Source organism: Aquabacterium sp., assembly GCF_029946005.1.
GTDB lineage: Bacteria > Pseudomonadota > Gammaproteobacteria > Burkholderiales > Burkholderiaceae_C > Aquabacterium.
Genome location: NZ_JAQSDR010000036.1, coordinates 142,935 through 158,639, shown reverse-complemented (window position 1 = coordinate 158,639; position 15,705 = coordinate 142,935). Strand labels below are relative to the sequence as shown.

Here is a 15,705-nt window from a genome sequence, read left to right as displayed (position 1 = left end):
TTCATGCTCCTTATCGACATGCTATGCCTCACACACAAAATTTCTGACAGGCTCGCTTGCCTGGATGCCGGTTGGCCGAGTAGGCTGGCACAGCACAGGGGCACGAACGCTGTTCCAGGAGCTTGAGGATGAGTCGCTGACTTCTGACCTTTTGAAGGCAGGCTTCGCTAAGGGAAGCCGTCGTTTTCTTCAACTCTTCGCCGAAAACTTTAAGCTGTACGCACGGCGTATGAGCTGGTAGTAACCCACTTGCAATGCTGAAACGCCCAATCGACTCCGCCCTACCGTTCAAGGCTCGACGGACGGCAACTGTCCCGCGCATTGCTGACACTGATGCTAGTGCTAGCTGCCGGACCAAAGGTCGGCTTGCTGGCGGTCACCGTGAGTTCACTGCCCGGAGGCAACTGTCTCCCTCCGCTGCAAACCGGCCATTCGCAACAGGCAGATGACTCTCAGCTCAGGGTCTCTGCTATATACCCACGAAACAAAACGCCCGGATATGCCGGGCGTTTCAACTTTCAAGGTCTGTTGGGTCTTTTCACCAACTGCGTCAGTAGTTTTTCACTAACTTGGCACAGTTTTCACTTTCCGTGTCACCCGACACGTCACACATCAATATTCGCCGCCCGCAGCGCATTGCTCTCAATGAACTCCCTGCGCGGCTCAACCTCATCGCCCATCAGCATCACAAACACCCGATCAGCCTCAATCGCGTCTTCAATCTGCACGCGCAGCAAACGCCGTACGGTGGGGTCCATCGTGGTCTCCCACAACTGCGATGGGTTCATCTCGCCCAGCCCCTTGTAGCGCTGGCGGCCCACGGTGTTCTCGGCTTGCGTGATCAACCAGGCCATCGCTTCGCGGAAGTCCTTCACGCGCGCTTCCTTCTGGCGCTCGCCTTCACCGCGCTTCACCACCGAATCGGCGCCCAGCAGACCATTGAAGGTCGTGCCCGCCGTGCTCAGGGCCGCGTAATCCGCGCCATGCATGAAGTCGGCCGTGATGATGCTGCTCTTCACGTTGCCGTGGTAAATGCGGCTGATGCGCAGCACGTGCTTGTCGGTGCGCTCGTCGAACTCGGCGGTCACTTCGGCATCATGCAGCCCGGCTTTCAAAGCCACGGCGCTGGCCTCGGCTTGCTCCAGGGTGTCGAGGTTCAAGGTCAGGCCGTTGGCCATGGCGCGCAGGGCGTCCACGTCCATCCACTTGCTCAGGCGCTTGACCACGTCGTTGGCCAGCACATAGGCCTTGGCCAGTTCCACCAGCGGCTCACCACTGATGGCGGGCTTGCCCGCGCCGGGTTCGATCAAGGCCGTGTCCAGCGCCACCTTCATCAGGTAGGTGTCCAGGTCGTGCGCGTCTTTCAGGTACTGCTCGTGCTTGCCATGCTTGACCTTGTACAGCGGCGGTTGCGCGATGTAGATGTGGCCACGCTCCACCAGCTCAGGCATCTGCCGGAAGAAGAAGGTCAGCAGCAGGGTGCGGATGTGGGCGCCGTCCACGTCGGCGTCGGTCATGATGATGATGCGGTGGTAGCGCAGCTTGTCCGGGTTGAAGTCGTCCGTGCCGCCACCCTTGCCAATGCCGGTGCCCAGGGCCGTGATCAGCGTGATGATTTCATTGCTGGTCAACAGCTTTTCGTAGCGGGCTTTTTCGACGTTCAGGATCTTGCCGCGCAGGGGCAAGATCGCCTGGAACTTGCGGTCGCGGCCCTGCTTGGCAGAGCCTCCGGCGGAGTCACCCTCGACGATGTAGATTTCGCACATCGCCGGGTCTTTTTCTTGGCAGTCGGCCAGCTTGCCGGGCAGGCCCATGCCGTCGAGCACGCCCTTGCGGCGCGTCATTTCACGGGCCTTGCGGGCCGCTTCACGCGCACGCGCCGCTTCCACGATCTTGCCGCAAATGATCTTGGCGTCGATCGGGTTCTCAAGCAGGAAGTCGGTCAGCAGGCGGCTCACGATGTCTTCCACCGGGGCGCGCACTTCGCTGCTCACCAGCTTGTCTTTGGTCTGGCTGCTGAACTTGGGCTCGGGCACCTTCACCGACACCACGCAAGCCAAGCCTTCGCGCATATCGTCGCCAGCCACTTCCACCTTGGCCTTTTTGGCCAGGTCGTTGTCTTCGATGTACTTGTTGATGACGCGGGTCATCGCGGCGCGCAGGCCGGTCAGGTGGGTGCCGCCATCCCGCTGGGGGATGTTGTTGGTGAAGCAGAGCACGTTCTCGTTGTAGCTCTCGTTCCACTGCATGGCCACTTCCACGCCCACATTGGTGCCGAACTCGGACAGCTTGTCGCCCTGCGCGTGGAACACCGTGGGGTTGAGGATCTTCTTGCCCGTGTTGATGTATTCAACAAAGCCCTTGACCCCGCCAACGTAGGCGAAGTTGTCTTCCTTGTTGTTGCGCTCGTCGACCAGGCGGATCTTCACGCCGTTGTTCAAAAACGAGAGTTCGCGCAGGCGCTTGGCCAGGATCTCGTAGTGAAAATCGATGTTGTTGAAGATTTCGTCGTCGGGTAGGAAGTGCACTTCGGTGCCGCGCTTTTCGGTGTCGCCGGTGATGCGCAAGGGGCTGACTTCAACCTTGCCGCCTTTGCCGTCGTCGCGCATTTCAAGCAGGCGGTCTTGCGGGAAGCCTTGCTTGAACTCGATCAGGTGGGCCTTGCCATCGCGGCGCACCGTCAGGCGCAACCACTTGCTCAAGGCGTTCACGCAGCTCACGCCCACGCCGTGCAAGCCGCCAGACACCTTGTAGCTGTTCTGGTTGAATTTGCCACCAGCGTGCAGCTCGGTCAGGGCGATCTCTGCGGCCGAGCGCTTGGGCTCGTGCTTGTCGTCCATCTTCACCCCGGTGGGGATGCCGCGGCCGTTGTCGGTCACGCTGATGGAGTTGTCGGTGTGGATGGTCACGACGATGTCGTCGCAATGACCGGCCAGGGCCTCGTCGATGGAGTTGTCGACCACCTCGAACACCAAGTGGTGCAAGCCGGTGCCATCGGACGTGTCGCCGATGTACATGCCGGGCCGCTTGCGCACCGCTTCCAGGCCTTCCAGGATCTGGATGCTGCCTTCGCCATAACCGGCCGAGATTTGCGCCTCGGTTTGCGGCACGACGATGGGGTCGGGCGTGACGTCAGGTTGTTGCTCGGGATTCAGAGGGGTGTCGCTCATGGGAGGCCCAGAAAAGGAAAGAGCCCGGACAAGGTTGTCCGAGCTCCCTATTTTAACGTCTTTCACCCCTGATTTGCGGGGCGTCGTCAGGGGTCATCCCCTGGGAAATCAGCCTTGGCGGATGGCCCGCACGCGCCAGGCCATCAGGCCCAGGTCCAAGGCCATCAGCGCGTAGGTAGAAGGCTCTGGCACGCCCAGGTTGTCCCTCGCTGGCGACCAGGTCACATTCGATCCCGCAGAAAACACCAGGAAGACCTGTTTGGCGGTTGCGCTGTCATTGGTCGCTGTGAAGCTGAAGGATTTGCCGAAGTCGGCAGACGCCGCGTTGGAATCGGCGAGATCGCGCCCACCAGAATGGGTGCCATCGTCAACGTCCCAGTAGATGTACAGGTTGCCACTGCTGCCGCTCAGGTAGGCCCAATCGCCGTTTGAATCTCGCGAATTGAAAAAATAGGCGTAACTCGTTTCACCCAACAAGCGCCCCGTGGCGGGGGCATTCGTGGTCAGCAGCTGCGACATGTCGAAACTGACGGACGAGTTGATGGTTCCTTGGATGGTCACCTGGCTGTAGGCCCCGAGTGTCCAAATGGAGGTTGAGGATGCCCCGGCCACGGCCAGGTTCTGGCCCTGCGTCGCGGTCTGCACGGCGTTTGCCACGGTCGGCAGCATCAGGTTGGTTTTCACCGCCAGGTCATTGCCTGATTTCGATGAGGCCGTGAAATCAGGCCCGGTGATGATCTCGTTGCTGCTGTCGAAGGGCAAGGACGGGAAGGTGACCGACGGCGGATAGTCAGGGGCGAGGTAGGCCCCCGAATACAACCTGGTCTTGGTGTCTGCGGGATTGGTCGATGGCGTGAACGACGGGATGAGGCCATCGAGCGCATTCAGATCCTGCAACTGGTAGCTCAGGTTGCTGAGATTGGACGACGCCTGGACAGCGACCCCGTCGAAGGCCAAGGCCACCGAGCACACCGACACCGACAAGACGGCCACCAGGCCACGGTTGAAGAAGCTTTTCATGGAGAATTTCCTATTTTGATCAGCAGTAGCGATGCGTCGGCACGCGCCAAGCAATCAAACCCAGTCCCAGGCCCATCAGGGCATAAGTGCCAGGCTCGGGGATGCCGGGCACCTGGGGCACTTCGGTGACCAGGGGTGCCGTGGCAAAGAGGGACGCCTCACTGCGGGCCCCGAAGAACAGGTTGCCATCCAAGGATTGGCTGGTGTCGTTGGACATCTGAATGGTGAAAGCCTGCTCGGCGCTGTCCGACAAAAGTCCACCTTCGGGGATGGACAAGCCATCTCTGCTCACGCTTTGTTCAACATCAAGCACCACTTCCATTTGATCAAGCTGATCAGGGATGAAATCACCCGTGTCTGGCGAGAGGAAAGCGTTGGTCATCAACTGGGCTGTTAGCACGGCAGACGACACCAGTCTTGCCCCATACAGGTTGTTGCTGATGTCTTGAAGCAAGGCCCCCTGAGTCAGCTTGCTGAGATCGACGCTGACGTTTGCCTGAGCGGTGCCTTGAATGATCAACAAGGTATGGGGCGACAAGGTCCACGCAAACTCACCGGGCAAGGGAACCGGGACGTTCATTTCTCCATCCACACCCGTGCCATGCGTGGTCATGACCACGGCACCCTGGTAGGCCATCTGCGGATCGGGCGAACCCAAGTACTGCAGATTCTGGATGTTCTCGGCTTTGAGCTGACTGCTGGTGGTGTTGGCGCCTGGCGTGCTCGAAGCCTGCAGGCCGTCAGCAGTGATCATGCCTGCAGGTGCACTGAAAATGCTCCCGGCTTGGCTGTTGAACTGGATGTTCGAATAGTTGAGATTGAAGCCCTGCAACACATGGTTGTTGTTGAACTGGATCCAGGGCGTGATGCCATCGCTCAGGTCCAAGTCCACCAGCGTGTAGTTCAAACCCGAGAACGAGGTCGATGCATTCGCCACATCGGTGACGTCTGCTGAAGCGGCCCCGCAGCAAGCCAAAAATACAGCGCACAAGGCGAATGAGCGTTTCATGACAAGGTACTCCCCAATTGATTGGGGTGAAGCCTACTTCAAACGCCTTGGCTTGCCATCACCTGTTTGAATGGTATTCGTTGAATGTCTTAAATGCGCATGGGCATCACGACGTACTTGAAGCCTTCGATCTCCGGATTGGTGATCAAAGCCGAACTGTTGCTGTCGTGCAGCGACACCGTCACCATGTCCTGGCTCATGTTGGCCAGCACATCCATCAGGTAGCCCACATTGAAGCCGATCTCGAAGGCATCGCCGCCGTAGTCGATTTCGAGCTCTTCCTTGGCCTCTTCCTGCTCGGCATTGCTGGAGGCGATGCCCAGGGTGCCGGGCGAGATGTTGATGCGCACACCCTTGAACTTCTCACTCGTCAGGATGGCCGCACGTTGCAGGCTGGACAGCAAGGTGGCGCGGCCCAAGGTGATGTGGTTCTTGTGGTTCTTGGGGATGACGCGGTTGTAGTCGGGGAACTTGCCCTCGACCAGCTTGGTCACGAACTCAAGACCGCCGAAATTGAACTTGGCCTGGTTGCCGGCAAAGCGCATTTCGATCTGCTGTTCTTCTTCGGCACCCTTGGGGTCGTCTTTCAGCAGGCGTTGCAACTCGAGCACCGTCTTGCGCGGCAGGATGACTTCCTGCTTGGGCATCTCGACTTCCAGCGTGGCTTGCGCCAGGGCCAGTCGGTGGCCGTCGGTGGCGACCAGGGTCAAGGTCTTGCCTTCGGCGACGAACAGGATGCCGTTGAGGTAATAGCGGATGTCGTGCACCGCCATCGAGAAGTGGACCTGGCCGATCAGGCTCTTGAGCGTCTTTTGCGGCACGCTGAAGGCCGGTCCGAAATCAACGGCCTCTTGCACGAGGGGGAAGTCTTCGGCGGGCAGGGTCTGCAGGGTGAAGCGGCTTTTGCCAGCTTGCAGGGTGAGCTTGGCCTGGTTGGCGGTGAGGGAAACGAGTTGGTCGCTGGGCAGGCTCTTGAGGATGTCGATCAGTTTTTTGGCCCCAACGGTGACGGCGTAGTTGCCATCGTCTCCGTCTAGCTGGGCCGCGGTGCGGACTTGGATTTCGAGATCGCTGGTGGTGAATTCGACCGATGCGCCCGTTTTGCGAATCAGCACATTGGCCAAGATGGGCAGAGTATGGCGACGTTCGACGATACCGGCAACCACCTGCAGGGCTGAGAGAACTTTTTCTTGAGCTGCTTTCAACACAATCATTTCAGTCTTTCAAATTGGTCGTCGTAGTAGAGGGCCGCATTTTTTGTGCACAACGCTATTTTGTCTTGTTCCATCAATGGTTTAGACCAATGACAAGCCTGTGGATGGCATCGGCAACGTTTTGGGGACAACCGACAACAACTTTGGAAAAAGCCCCGGGCCTGTGGATAAGCAGGTGTTTGTCCTTTATTTATCCACAACCTTGTTGGCTTGACATTCTCGCCTGCTTCGGCATGCGTTTTAAATCAGCCTTTGAGTGTCTGTTCAAGCACGTGCAATTGCTGGTTCAACTCGGAGTCTTTGCCGCGTTCGCCACCGATCTTGCGCACCGCGTGCAGCACCGTGGTGTGGTCGCGGCCACCGAAGAGTTCACCGATCTCGGGCAGGCTTTTCTGCGTCAGTTCCTTGGCCAGGTACATGGCGATCTGGCGCGGGCGGGCGATGCTGGCCGGGCGCTTCTTGCTGTACATGTCGGCCACCTTGATCTTGTAGAAATCGGCCACCGTTTTCTGGATGTTCTCGACGCTGATCTGGCGGTTCTGGATGGACAGCAGGTCTTTCAGGGCCTCGCGCGCCAGGGCGATGGTGATTTCTTTGTGGTTGAACTTGGAGAAGGCCAGCACCTTGCGCAGGGCCCCCTCCAGCTCGCGCACGTTGGCGCGCACGTTTTTGGCGATGAAGAAGGCCACGTCTTCCGGCATGGTGATGGCCTCGACTTCGGCCTTCTTGATCAGGATGGCCACGCGCATTTCCAGCTCTGGCGGCTCGATGGCCACGGTGAGGCCGGCGTCGAAGCGGGAGGTCAGGCGCTCGTCGATGTTGACCAGGCCCTTGGGGTAGGTGTCGCTGGTCATGATGATGTGCGCCTTCTTGGCTAGCAGGGCCTCGAACGCGTTGAAGAATTCTTCTTGCGTGCGGTCCTTGCCCGCGAAGAACTGCACGTCATCGATCAGCAGCAGATCAAGGCTGTGGTACTTGGCCTTGAGTTCGTCAAAGGTTTTGCGCTGGTAGTTTTTGACCACGTCGGAGATGAACTGCTCTGCGTGCAGGTAGAGGATGCGCGCATCGGGCTTGTCGGCCAGCAGGGCATTGCCCACGGCGTTCATCAAGTGCGTTTTGCCCAGGCCGACGCCGCCATAGATGAACAGCGGGTTGTACATGTGGCCGGGGGCGCCGGCCACATGCAGGGCGGCTGTGCGGGCCATCTGGTTGGCGCGGCCGGGCACCAGGGTGTCGAAGGTGAGGGCGGGGTTCAGGCCCATGACCTGCGGGTGGGCACGGTGGCCATGGCCCTGCTGGTGTTCCTGAGGGCGGTGAGGCTGTTGATAACCTTGGCCGGGGCTGTAGCTGGCGGGGCCCTGCGGGATGTTGACCGAAGGGCCGTTGTAAGCCTGGTAGCCGCCGGGCTGCGCATTGGCCGGCAGGCTCAATCCATGGGGGTTGCCCTGACCGGGCATGGCCATGGTGGGGCGCGGCGCCGCGGCGCGCACTGCCAGGGCCAGGTCGATTTTGACCGGGCCACCCGTGAGCTCGCCGACGATGTTTTCGAGGCGGGCGCTGTACTGCGTGCGGATCCAGTCCAGCATGAAACGGTTGGCCACGCGAACGCTGACCACGGTGTGGCCGTCTTGAAGGCTGACTTCGGCGGGCGGCAGGGGGCGGATCCAGGTGTTGAACTGCTGTTCGGGCAGCTCGGTGGCCAGGCGCTCGCAACTGCGTTGCCACAGGCTGGCCAGGTCGGCGGAGGGTTGGCTGGCGGCGCTGGATTCAAACGCACTCATGGGTGTGGACAAGTCCTGAAGTGGGCCGACAATTCTAAGGGCGGCCAGAGCCTGACCACACAGGTTATCCACAGATTTTTACCCAGGGTTGTCCAAGGGAGTGGCCAAGGCCCTTGGCTTGAGGCGTTGACCAATCCCTGAAGTTTTGGTGTAATCGCGGGTTCGACCGGCCACGGGCTGGAAATCCTTGCGCGGCAATTGCATCGCCAAGGCAAAAAATTGCAAAACTGCAAATAAGCAATCGCAGAAGAAGGATTAATCATGAAACGCACTTACCAACCCTCCAAGACCCGCCGCGCCCGCACCCACGGTTTCCTGGTCCGCATGAAGACCAAGGGTGGCCGCAAGGTCATCAACTCACGCCGCGCCAAGGGCCGCGCTCGTCTGGCCGTCTGAGTTCGCTGGTCTGATCCAGGCAACTGATCCGACACCTGGGCGGCATGCGTGCATGCAGGCCCGTTGGCTTGTCTGTTAGACCGCCGTGCGCAGCGCCAGCCTGAAAGCGGCCGACTTCCAAAAGGCTCTGGGCACCCGTCCGGTGGCGCGCACAACCCATTTTGTGCTGCACCACTTGCCACACACCGACGCAAAGTTGGCGGCCACTGCCGCACCTTCCACGTCCTTTGAACCAGAGTTGTCAACAGCCCTGGCCTTGGAGGATGCCGTGTGTGTGGATGAGTCTTCCACATTGACCGAGTTGCCAGGCTGGCGACTCGGCTTGGTGCTGCCCAAAAAACTGGCGCGCCGTTCAGTGACGCGCTCTTTGCTGCGCCACCAGGCGCGTGCGTCCGTCGTCCGCCATGCCCCCGGCGTGGCCCTGAGCGGCTGGGCCCAACAGCACCCGGCCGATGCCTGGGTGCTGCGCCTGCGTGCGCCTTTTGACCGACAGCAGTTCCCCAGCGCCGCCTCCGACGCTTTGAGTCGTGTGGTGCGCCTGGAACTGGACACCCTGTGGACGGCGCTGTGCGCCAAATCCCGGCCATGAGCCCAATTCGGTGGCTCAGGTCTGGGATACTCGCGGTGCTCCTGGCCCTGGTCAAGGGCTATCGGTTTTTCCTGAGTCCCTGGTTGGGCTCGGCTTGCCGCTTCACCCCCACCTGTTCCCTGTACGCCGTGCAGGCGCTTGAGCGCCATGGCCCGGCGGCGGGCACTTACCTGGCGGCGCGGCGCCTTGTGCGCTGTCACCCGGGGTGTCCGGGCGGGCATGACCCCGTGCCTGACCGGCGCGTGGGGCTGTTCTCTTTCGCTTCTTCTTCCAACACTCCGTCAGACCAAGCTCACCCATGAATGATTTGCGTCGCACCCTGTTGTGGTCGGTGTTTGCCGTCTCACTGTTGATGATGTGGGATGGTTGGTTGCGCCACACCGGCCAACCTTCCCTGTTCGCGCCACCGGCGCCTCAAGCCACGGCCGCCGCAGAGCCTCAGGGCGCGGGCAGTGGTGCGGCCAGCCTGCCCACCGCTGTCGCCACAGGCGGCTCCGCCACCGCCCCTGCTGCTGCCGCGGCTTCGGCACCTGCCGCGCATGAGCTGGTGACCTTCACCACCGACGTGGCCAAGATCACCTTGAACACGCAGGGCGGCGATGTGGTCAAGGTTGAGCTGCTCAAGCACCTGGACCAGGATGACGCCAGCAAGAACATGGTGGTGCTCAACCAGACCGCGAACCACACCTATGTGGCGCAAACCGGCCTGATCGGTGCCGGCAGCGCCGAGCGCCTGCCCAACCACCTGACGCCGATGACGATCGTGACGCCCGAGCGCGCGCTGGCCAATGGCGCCGACACGCTGGTGGTCAAGCTGGAATCGGCCCCGGTCGATGGGGTGAAGCTGCTCAAGACCTACACCTTCAAGCGCGGCGACTACGCCATTGGCGTCAGGCAAGAGGTGGTGAATGGCTCGGCCGCCACGGTGCACCCGCAGCTCTACCTGCAGTTGACGCGTGACGGCACGCAGCCTGTGCAGGCCGGCCCCGCCTTCCTGATGGGCCCGACGGCTTACACCGGCCCGGCCATTTACTCGGCCAAGGCCAAGTACCAGAAGGTGGACTTCACCCACTTGAATGAGAACACCGCGGAGTTCGAGAAGAGCGACACCCACGGCTGGGTGGCCATGGTGCAGCATTACTTTGCCTCGGCCTGGTTGCACAACGATGCCGCGCCCCGCACCTTCTTTGTCGACAAGACCGGCCCCAATCTGTACCGCACCGGCATGTTGTTCCCGCTGGGCGACCTGGCCGCTGGCCAGAGCAAATCCTTTGACGCGATCCTGTTTGTGGGCCCGCAGGAAGAAAACAAACTGTCGGCGCTGGCGCCCGGTCTGGAACTGGTGAAGGACTACGGTTGGCAACGCGTGCTGGCCGAGCCTTTGTTCTGGCTGCTGGACCAACTGCACAAACTGATCGGCAACTGGGGCTGGGCGATCGTGGCGCTGGTGGTGCTGCTCAAGGCGGCCTTCTACTGGCTGAACGCCAAGGCTTACCAATCGATGGCCAAGATGAAGGCGTTGAACCCGCGCATTCAGGCCATGCGCGAAAGCCTGAAGGACAACCCGCAGCAGATGCAGCAGGAAATGCTGAAGATCTACCGCGAAGAGAAGGTCAACCCGATTGGCGGCTGCCTGCCCATCGTGATCCAGATCCCGGTGTTCATCTCGCTGTACTCGGTGCTGCTGTCCAGCGTGGAGATGCGCAACGCGCCCTGGATTGGCTGGATCCATGACCTGTCGGTGAAAGATCCGTTCTTCGTGCTGCCTGCGCTGATGACGGCCTCGACCCTGCTGCAGACTTGGTTGAACCCAACGCCACCGGATCCGATTCAGGCCAAGATGATGTGGATCATGCCGATGCTGTTCTCGGTGATGTTCTTCTTCTTCCCCTCAGGGCTGGTGCTGTACTGGCTGACCAACAACATCTTGTCGATCGCCCAGCAATGGACGATCAACCGCAAGATCGAGGCGGCCACGGCTGCCAAGTGAGCAGGCACGGGGCTGAAAGGCCCTGAGTTTGAAAAAGCCGCCTTGGTCTTGCGACCAGGCGGCTTTTTTGTGCGCGGGCGTTTTCAGTCAGTCAGTGAGCGAGTCAGTCGCCAATGCGGCGGCTGAGGATCATGGCGGCGGCGCAGAGGGCGGCCAGGGCCAGCGGCCACAGTGGTGGGTCGGACAGCGACTGGCTGTTGAACATCAGCCAGTCGTTGAGGGTGTGGATCATGACCAAGCTCCTGGTTTGTCGCCCATGGGCGTGAACCAGCATGGTCATGTTTGAGCATGACAGGCGCATGACGCGCCCCAGGGCCATTTCAGGCGATCACACCTTCACCGTCCGGCGTGTTTGATGTCGTCGTGGACGATGGCGGGCTGGCCGGACGAGGATTGGCGGGGGAGGCCTGGGCCGTTTCGGCCGCCAATTGCCGGGCCTTCATGCGCTTCCAGTTCCAGGGCACGAACAACTGGCCCCAGAAATTGTGGAGGGGGTAGAAGTTCTCGTTGAACAGGCCCAAGTGGGCAGGTCGGCTCTTGCCTTTGGGCAACACGAAGGTGCCGAAGAGGTGGTCCCACAGCATGAAGACGCTGAAGTTCTTGGCCTCGTCGATGTTGTTGGAGTGGTGCCAGCGGTGCACTTCGTTCGTGCCGATGACGTAGTTCAGGATGCCGAACTTGAAGTTCACGTTCATGTGGGTGATGGTGGCCAGCACGCTGCCGATCACGCCGCTCATGATGAAGGCCTCCTGGCTGACGCCGGTCTGGAACACCACGAAGGCGGGCACGATGCGGCGCCAGATCAGGTCGATCGGGTGGGCTCGGCTGGCGTTGAGCACGCTCAGCCGGTGCGCGCAGTGGTGCACGCTGTGCATGCGCCAGAAAAAGTCGACCTCGTGCGCCAGGCGGTGCGTGACGTAGAACATGAAGTCGAAGGTCAGAAACGAGATCAGCACCTGCACGGCCAGGGGAAGGTGGCGCGCGGCAAGGCTGTCATCAAGCACGCCGAAGTGAAACAGCAAGCCCGAACCCGTGGCGGCGATCAGGGCGTGGGTCAGGAAATTCTGGATGCTGCCCACCGCCACCATGGCACCGTTGCTGATGGTGTCGGTCAGGACCTCGCCCTTCTCGAACCGGTTGGGCTGCTCGGGCCAAACGTACTGCATCAGGGTGCAGACCAGGTAATAGGGCCCGAGGTAGTACATGAAGACCCGGCCGGGGTCGAAGCCGAAGTGCAGCACGGCGGCGATGCCTCCGAGCACTGAACCGACAAGAAAGCCCCAACTGGCGAGGAGTTTGAACACGACGACTCCATGAACTGCTCGTGATAGACCCACCGAGTTTATGACGCGGCGCGTTTCATGCGCAGAGGGGCTTCCCCAGGGGGGACAATCGGTCTCTTCCCGGGTGAAAGAAAGTGAACAGCAGCATGTCGTTGATGGATCGCAGCAGTCCGATCGTGGCGGTGGCCACCGCGCCTGGCCGGGGCGCCGTGGGGATCGTGCGGGTGTCGGGCCAGGGTTTGGCGCCCTTGGCCCAAGCCTTGTGCGGTCGCGCACTGACGCCCAGGCTGGCCACTTACGGGCCCATCCGCGATGCGAAAGGCGAGGCCATCGACCACGGCCTGACGATTTACTTCCCGGGGCCGCACAGCTTCACCGGTGAGGACGTGCTGGAATTGCAGGCCCACGGCGGCCCGGTGGTGCTGCAGTTGCTGCTGGCGCGCTGCCTGGAAGCATCCCGGGAGTTGGATGGCGCGACGGGCCGCGAACGCCTGCCCGGCCTGCGCGTGGCCGAGCCCGGCGAGTTCACCCAGCGCGCCTTTTTGAACGACAAGATCGACCTAGCCCAGGCCGAGGCCATCGCCGACCTGATCGACGCCAGCACCGAGGCGGCCGCGCGTTCGGCCACCCGATCCCTGGGCGGCGCGTTTTCCAAACAGATCGAGCTGTTGCGCGACCAGTTAATCAACCTGCGCATGCTGGTCGAGGCGACGCTGGATTTTCCGGAAGAAGAAATCGACTTTTTGGAAAAAGCCGATGCGCGCGGCCGCTTGAACCGCGTGGCGGCCACCCTGGACCAGGTGTTGCAGCAGGCCAAACAGGGCGCCTTGCTGCGCGAAGGCCTGCAGGTGGTGCTGGCCGGCCAACCCAACGCGGGCAAAAGCTCGCTGCTCAACGCACTGGCGGGGGCTGAGCTGGCCATCGTCACCCCGATCGCGGGCACCACGCGCGACAAGGTCAGCCAGACCATCCAGATCGAAGGCGTGCCGCTGCACGTGGTGGACACCGCCGGGCTGCGCGCCGAACACGAGGCCAGCGACGAGGTCGAGCGCATCGGCATGGCGCGCAGCTGGGAGGCCATCGCCCAGGCCGACGCGGTGCTGTTTCTGCACGACCTGACCCGCAGCGAGGACGCGGCCTATGTGGCGGCCGATGTGCAGATCGCGGGCAAGCTGCCGATTGGCGTGCCGGTGATCCACGTGTTCAACAAGGCCGACAGCGTGGGGGTGGCCGACCTGCAGTCCCTGGCGCACGAACCTGAGGGGCGGATGCTGGCCTTGTCGGCCAAGACGGGGGATGGCTTGGAAGCCCTGCGCCGCTTGTTGCTGGAGCAGGCCGGGTGGACGGCCGCGCCCGAGGGCGTGTTCATCGCCCGACAGCGGCATGTGCAGGCCCTGCGCTTGGCCAGTGAGCACCTGGACGGCGCGCAAGGTCACGCGGCCCTGGCCGATGGCGCGCTGGACTTGCTGGCCGAGGAACTGCGCCTAGCGCATAACGCCCTGGGCACGATCACCGGGGCGTTTTCGGCGGACGACCTGCTGGGTGAGATCTTCACCCGCTTCTGCATCGGTAAATGAACTGTGTGGCGTGGGCCATGGCGGGCTGCTGCTAAATAGCCACCACGAGCCCGGCCGGATCGTATAAATTTGGGCGATTGTGCGCTGCAGCGCAATTTGAGGAAAAGATGGAAGTCACTGAACTGGTTCAGGCCATCCAGACACTGAACACCGAAGACGTCTTTCGGCCGCGTCTGGACGCTCAGCAATGGCGGACGTTTTGCCAATACCTGACCCGCCACGAATTGCGCTCGGGCGATTTGCTGGTCAAGCAAGGTGACCATGACCGCACTGTGTACTTCCTCGGGCAGGGCTCCTTGCAGGTGTTTGTCACCGGTGGGGTGCCGGGGGCGGCGCGCATTGCCATCTTGCGGCCAGGATCGATGTGTGGCGAGCCGGGTTTGTTTGCCGACACACCGCGCATGGCCAACATCGAGGCCATGACCGGGTGTGTGATTTTTGCCTTGCGCCTGCAGCGTTTTGAAGAGTTGATTGCCCGGGTGCCGGGCGTGGCCGTGGAAGTGATGCGCGCGGCCGGTGGTGTCATGGCCATGCGCATGCGGGCCAATCTACAGCGCCAGGTGCCGTCTGCCTGAAGCGCCTCAAAAAAATGAGGGAGGTGGGTCAGGATGTTGATCAGTCAAGAGTTACGCCGCCCCACGATTTTAGTGGCTGACGATTCACCCCAGAACATCGAGTTGCTGTCGCGGGTGTTGGGACAAGAGTACCGGATCAAGGTGGCCACCTCGGGTGAGAAGGCCCTGAAGATCGCCTATTCAGACGAGCCGCCAGACCTGATCCTGCTGGACATCATGATGCCGGACCTGAGTGGTCTGGAGGTGTGCCAGCGCATCAAGGCCAACCCGGACCGCCGCCGCATCCCGATCATCTTCGTGACGGCCATGACCACGATCGAGGACGAGAGCCTGGGCCTGGCCATGGGCGCGGTCGATTACATCTCCAAGCCGATCAGCCCGCCGCTGGTGCAGGCGCGGGTGCGCACGCATCTGGCGCTGTACGACCAGTCACGAGAGCTGGAGCGCATGGTGGCGCAGCGCACGGCTGAGCTGGTGGCCACGCGCCAGCAGATCATTCGCCGTCTGGGCCGTGCCGCCGAGTTCAAGGACAACGAAACGGGCAACCACGTGGTGCGCATGAGCCACATTGCTCGCCTGGTGGCGCAGCAGGCGGGGTTGGGCCCGGAGGCCGTTCAACTGGTGTTCCAGACTGCGGCCATGCACGACCTGGGCAAGATTGGCGTGCCCGATCGCATCCTGCTCAAGCCCGGCCCGCTGACCGAGGACGAGTGGGTGCTGATGCGCCAGCATGCGCAGATCGGCGCTGACATCATCGGGCGACACGACAATGAGTTGCTGGCCACGGCCCGCGCCATCGCGCTCACCCACCATGAAAAGTGGGACGGCACCGGTTACCCGCAGGGCTTGAAGGGCGAACAAATCCCGCTGTATGGCCGCATCGTGGCGATTGCCGATGTGTTCGATGCCTTGATGATGCGTCGGCCTTACAAGCCGCCTCTGCCCGCCGCCGAGTCCCTGGCCATCATGGCCGACCAGAAGGGCTCGCACTTCGACCCCACGCTCCTGGACTGCTTCTTCCAGCAGCAGTTTGAGATCCTCAAGGTCATGGAGCTGTATTCCGATGACCGTGGGGCGATGACGGACCAGTGAGTGGCCCCG

At 61.7% G+C, this 15,705-nt stretch carries 14 protein-coding genes; 7 read left to right on the top strand and 7 right to left on the bottom strand.

The features are described from left to right. Positions 1-605: 605 nt before the first annotated feature. The 5 genes from gyrB to dnaA form a co-directional block, all read right to left on the bottom strand. Positions 606-3,170 carry a DNA topoisomerase (ATP-hydrolyzing) subunit B gene (gene gyrB / locus PSV38_RS17595; protein ID WP_300549700.1) on the bottom strand — a complete coding sequence of 855 codons (2,565 nt, stop codon included), beginning with the start codon at positions 3,168-3,170 and terminating at the stop codon, positions 606-608. Positions 3,171-3,278: 108 nt separating this feature from the next. Further along, the gene (locus PSV38_RS17590) at positions 3,279-4,190 is read right to left on the bottom strand and encodes a PEP-CTERM sorting domain-containing protein (protein ID WP_300549699.1); all 912 of its coding nucleotides are present in this window, start codon (positions 4,188-4,190) and stop codon (positions 3,279-3,281) included. A gap of 19 nt (positions 4,191-4,209) precedes the next feature. Then, positions 4,210-5,199, bottom strand: a complete 990-nt coding sequence (locus PSV38_RS17585; RefSeq protein WP_300549698.1) for a PEP-CTERM sorting domain-containing protein — start codon at positions 5,197-5,199, stop codon at positions 4,210-4,212. 89 nt (positions 5,200-5,288) lie between these two features. Then, positions 5,289-6,413: a DNA polymerase III subunit beta gene (gene dnaN, locus PSV38_RS17580; protein WP_300549696.1), complete on the bottom strand. Its 1,125-nt coding sequence runs from the start codon at positions 6,411-6,413 to the stop codon at positions 5,289-5,291. A gap of 245 nt (positions 6,414-6,658) precedes the next feature. Further along, complete coding sequence (gene dnaA / locus PSV38_RS17575) at positions 6,659-8,194, bottom strand: chromosomal replication initiator protein DnaA (protein WP_300549694.1); 1,536 nt, start codon at positions 8,192-8,194, stop codon at positions 6,659-6,661. A 261-nt stretch (positions 8,195-8,455) separates the two neighbouring features. Between dnaA and rpmH the strand changes: the two genes are divergently transcribed. The 4 genes from rpmH to yidC all read left to right on the top strand — a co-directional run bounded on the left by rpmH (position 8,456) and on the right by yidC (position 11,169). Next, positions 8,456-8,590 carry a 50S ribosomal protein L34 gene (rpmH, locus tag PSV38_RS17570; protein WP_290661081.1) on the top strand — a complete coding sequence of 45 codons (135 nt, stop codon included), beginning with the start codon at positions 8,456-8,458 and terminating at the stop codon, positions 8,588-8,590. Between the two features lie 85 nt (positions 8,591-8,675). Then, positions 8,676-9,179 carry a ribonuclease P protein component gene (locus tag PSV38_RS17565; RefSeq protein ID WP_300549691.1) on the top strand — a complete coding sequence of 168 codons (504 nt, stop codon included), beginning with the start codon at positions 8,676-8,678 and terminating at the stop codon, positions 9,177-9,179. Next, on the top strand, positions 9,176-9,481 hold the full coding sequence (yidD, locus tag PSV38_RS17560) for a membrane protein insertion efficiency factor YidD (RefSeq protein WP_300549690.1): 306 nt from the start codon (positions 9,176-9,178) through the stop codon (positions 9,479-9,481). The genes PSV38_RS17565 and yidD overlap by 4 nt, the downstream gene beginning before the upstream one ends. Continuing rightward, positions 9,478-11,169 (top strand): membrane protein insertase YidC, encoded by a 1,692-nt coding sequence (gene yidC / locus PSV38_RS17555; protein WP_300549688.1) that lies wholly within the window; start codon positions 9,478-9,480, stop codon positions 11,167-11,169. The genes yidD and yidC overlap by 4 nt, the downstream gene beginning before the upstream one ends. A gap of 103 nt (positions 11,170-11,272) precedes the next feature. Here the strand turns inward: yidC and PSV38_RS17550 are convergent, their stop codons facing one another. Together PSV38_RS17550 and PSV38_RS17545 are read right to left on the bottom strand one after the other, a co-directional pair. Next, positions 11,273-11,401, bottom strand: a complete 129-nt coding sequence (locus PSV38_RS17550) for a hypothetical protein (protein ID WP_300549687.1) — start codon at positions 11,399-11,401, stop codon at positions 11,273-11,275. Between the two features lie 88 nt (positions 11,402-11,489). Continuing rightward, on the bottom strand, positions 11,490-12,473 hold the full coding sequence (locus PSV38_RS17545) for a sterol desaturase family protein (protein ID WP_300549685.1): 984 nt from the start codon (positions 12,471-12,473) through the stop codon (positions 11,490-11,492). A gap of 134 nt (positions 12,474-12,607) precedes the next feature. On the opposite strand from PSV38_RS17545, the gene mnmE reads away from it, so the two are divergent. From mnmE to PSV38_RS17530, 3 genes are all read left to right on the top strand, one after another. Further along, complete coding sequence (mnmE, locus tag PSV38_RS17540) at positions 12,608-14,029, top strand: tRNA uridine-5-carboxymethylaminomethyl(34) synthesis GTPase MnmE (protein WP_300549716.1); 1,422 nt, start codon at positions 12,608-12,610, stop codon at positions 14,027-14,029. 107 nt (positions 14,030-14,136) lie between these two features. After that, entirely contained in the window at positions 14,137-14,604 is a 468-nt protein-coding gene (locus PSV38_RS17535; RefSeq protein ID WP_300549683.1) for a cyclic nucleotide-binding domain-containing protein, read from the top strand. A 33-nt stretch (positions 14,605-14,637) separates the two neighbouring features. Next, entirely contained in the window at positions 14,638-15,696 is a 1,059-nt protein-coding gene (locus PSV38_RS17530) for a two-component system response regulator (protein ID WP_300549681.1), read from the top strand. Positions 15,697-15,705 lie beyond the last annotated feature (9 nt).

Excerpts from the sequence above, each read along its gene's own strand:
- gyrB (WP_300549700.1), bottom strand. The coding sequence starts at position 3,170 with ATGAGCGACACCCCTCTGAATCCCGAGCAACAACCTGACGTCACGCCC.
- PSV38_RS17590 (WP_300549699.1), bottom strand. The coding sequence starts at position 4,190 with ATGAAAAGCTTCTTCAACCGTGGCCTGGTGGCCGTCTTGTCGGTGTCG.
- PSV38_RS17585 (WP_300549698.1), bottom strand. The coding sequence starts at position 5,199 with ATGAAACGCTCATTCGCCTTGTGCGCTGTATTTTTGGCTTGCTGCGGG.
- dnaN (WP_300549696.1), bottom strand. The coding sequence starts at position 6,413 with ATGATTGTGTTGAAAGCAGCTCAAGAAAAAGTTCTCTCAGCCCTGCAG.
- dnaA (WP_300549694.1), bottom strand. The coding sequence starts at position 8,194 with ATGAGTGCGTTTGAATCCAGCGCCGCCAGCCAACCCTCCGCCGACCTG.
- rpmH (WP_290661081.1), top strand. The coding sequence starts at position 8,456 with ATGAAACGCACTTACCAACCCTCCAAGACCCGCCGCGCCCGCACCCAC.
- yidD (WP_300549690.1), top strand. The coding sequence starts at position 9,176 with ATGAGCCCAATTCGGTGGCTCAGGTCTGGGATACTCGCGGTGCTCCTG.
- yidC (WP_300549688.1), top strand. The coding sequence starts at position 9,478 with ATGAATGATTTGCGTCGCACCCTGTTGTGGTCGGTGTTTGCCGTCTCA.
- PSV38_RS17550 (WP_300549687.1), bottom strand. The coding sequence starts at position 11,401 with ATGATCCACACCCTCAACGACTGGCTGATGTTCAACAGCCAGTCGCTG.
- mnmE (WP_300549716.1), top strand. The coding sequence starts at position 12,608 with ATGGATCGCAGCAGTCCGATCGTGGCGGTGGCCACCGCGCCTGGCCGG.
- PSV38_RS17535 (WP_300549683.1), top strand. The coding sequence starts at position 14,137 with ATGGAAGTCACTGAACTGGTTCAGGCCATCCAGACACTGAACACCGAA.
- PSV38_RS17530 (WP_300549681.1), top strand. The coding sequence starts at position 14,638 with ATGTTGATCAGTCAAGAGTTACGCCGCCCCACGATTTTAGTGGCTGAC.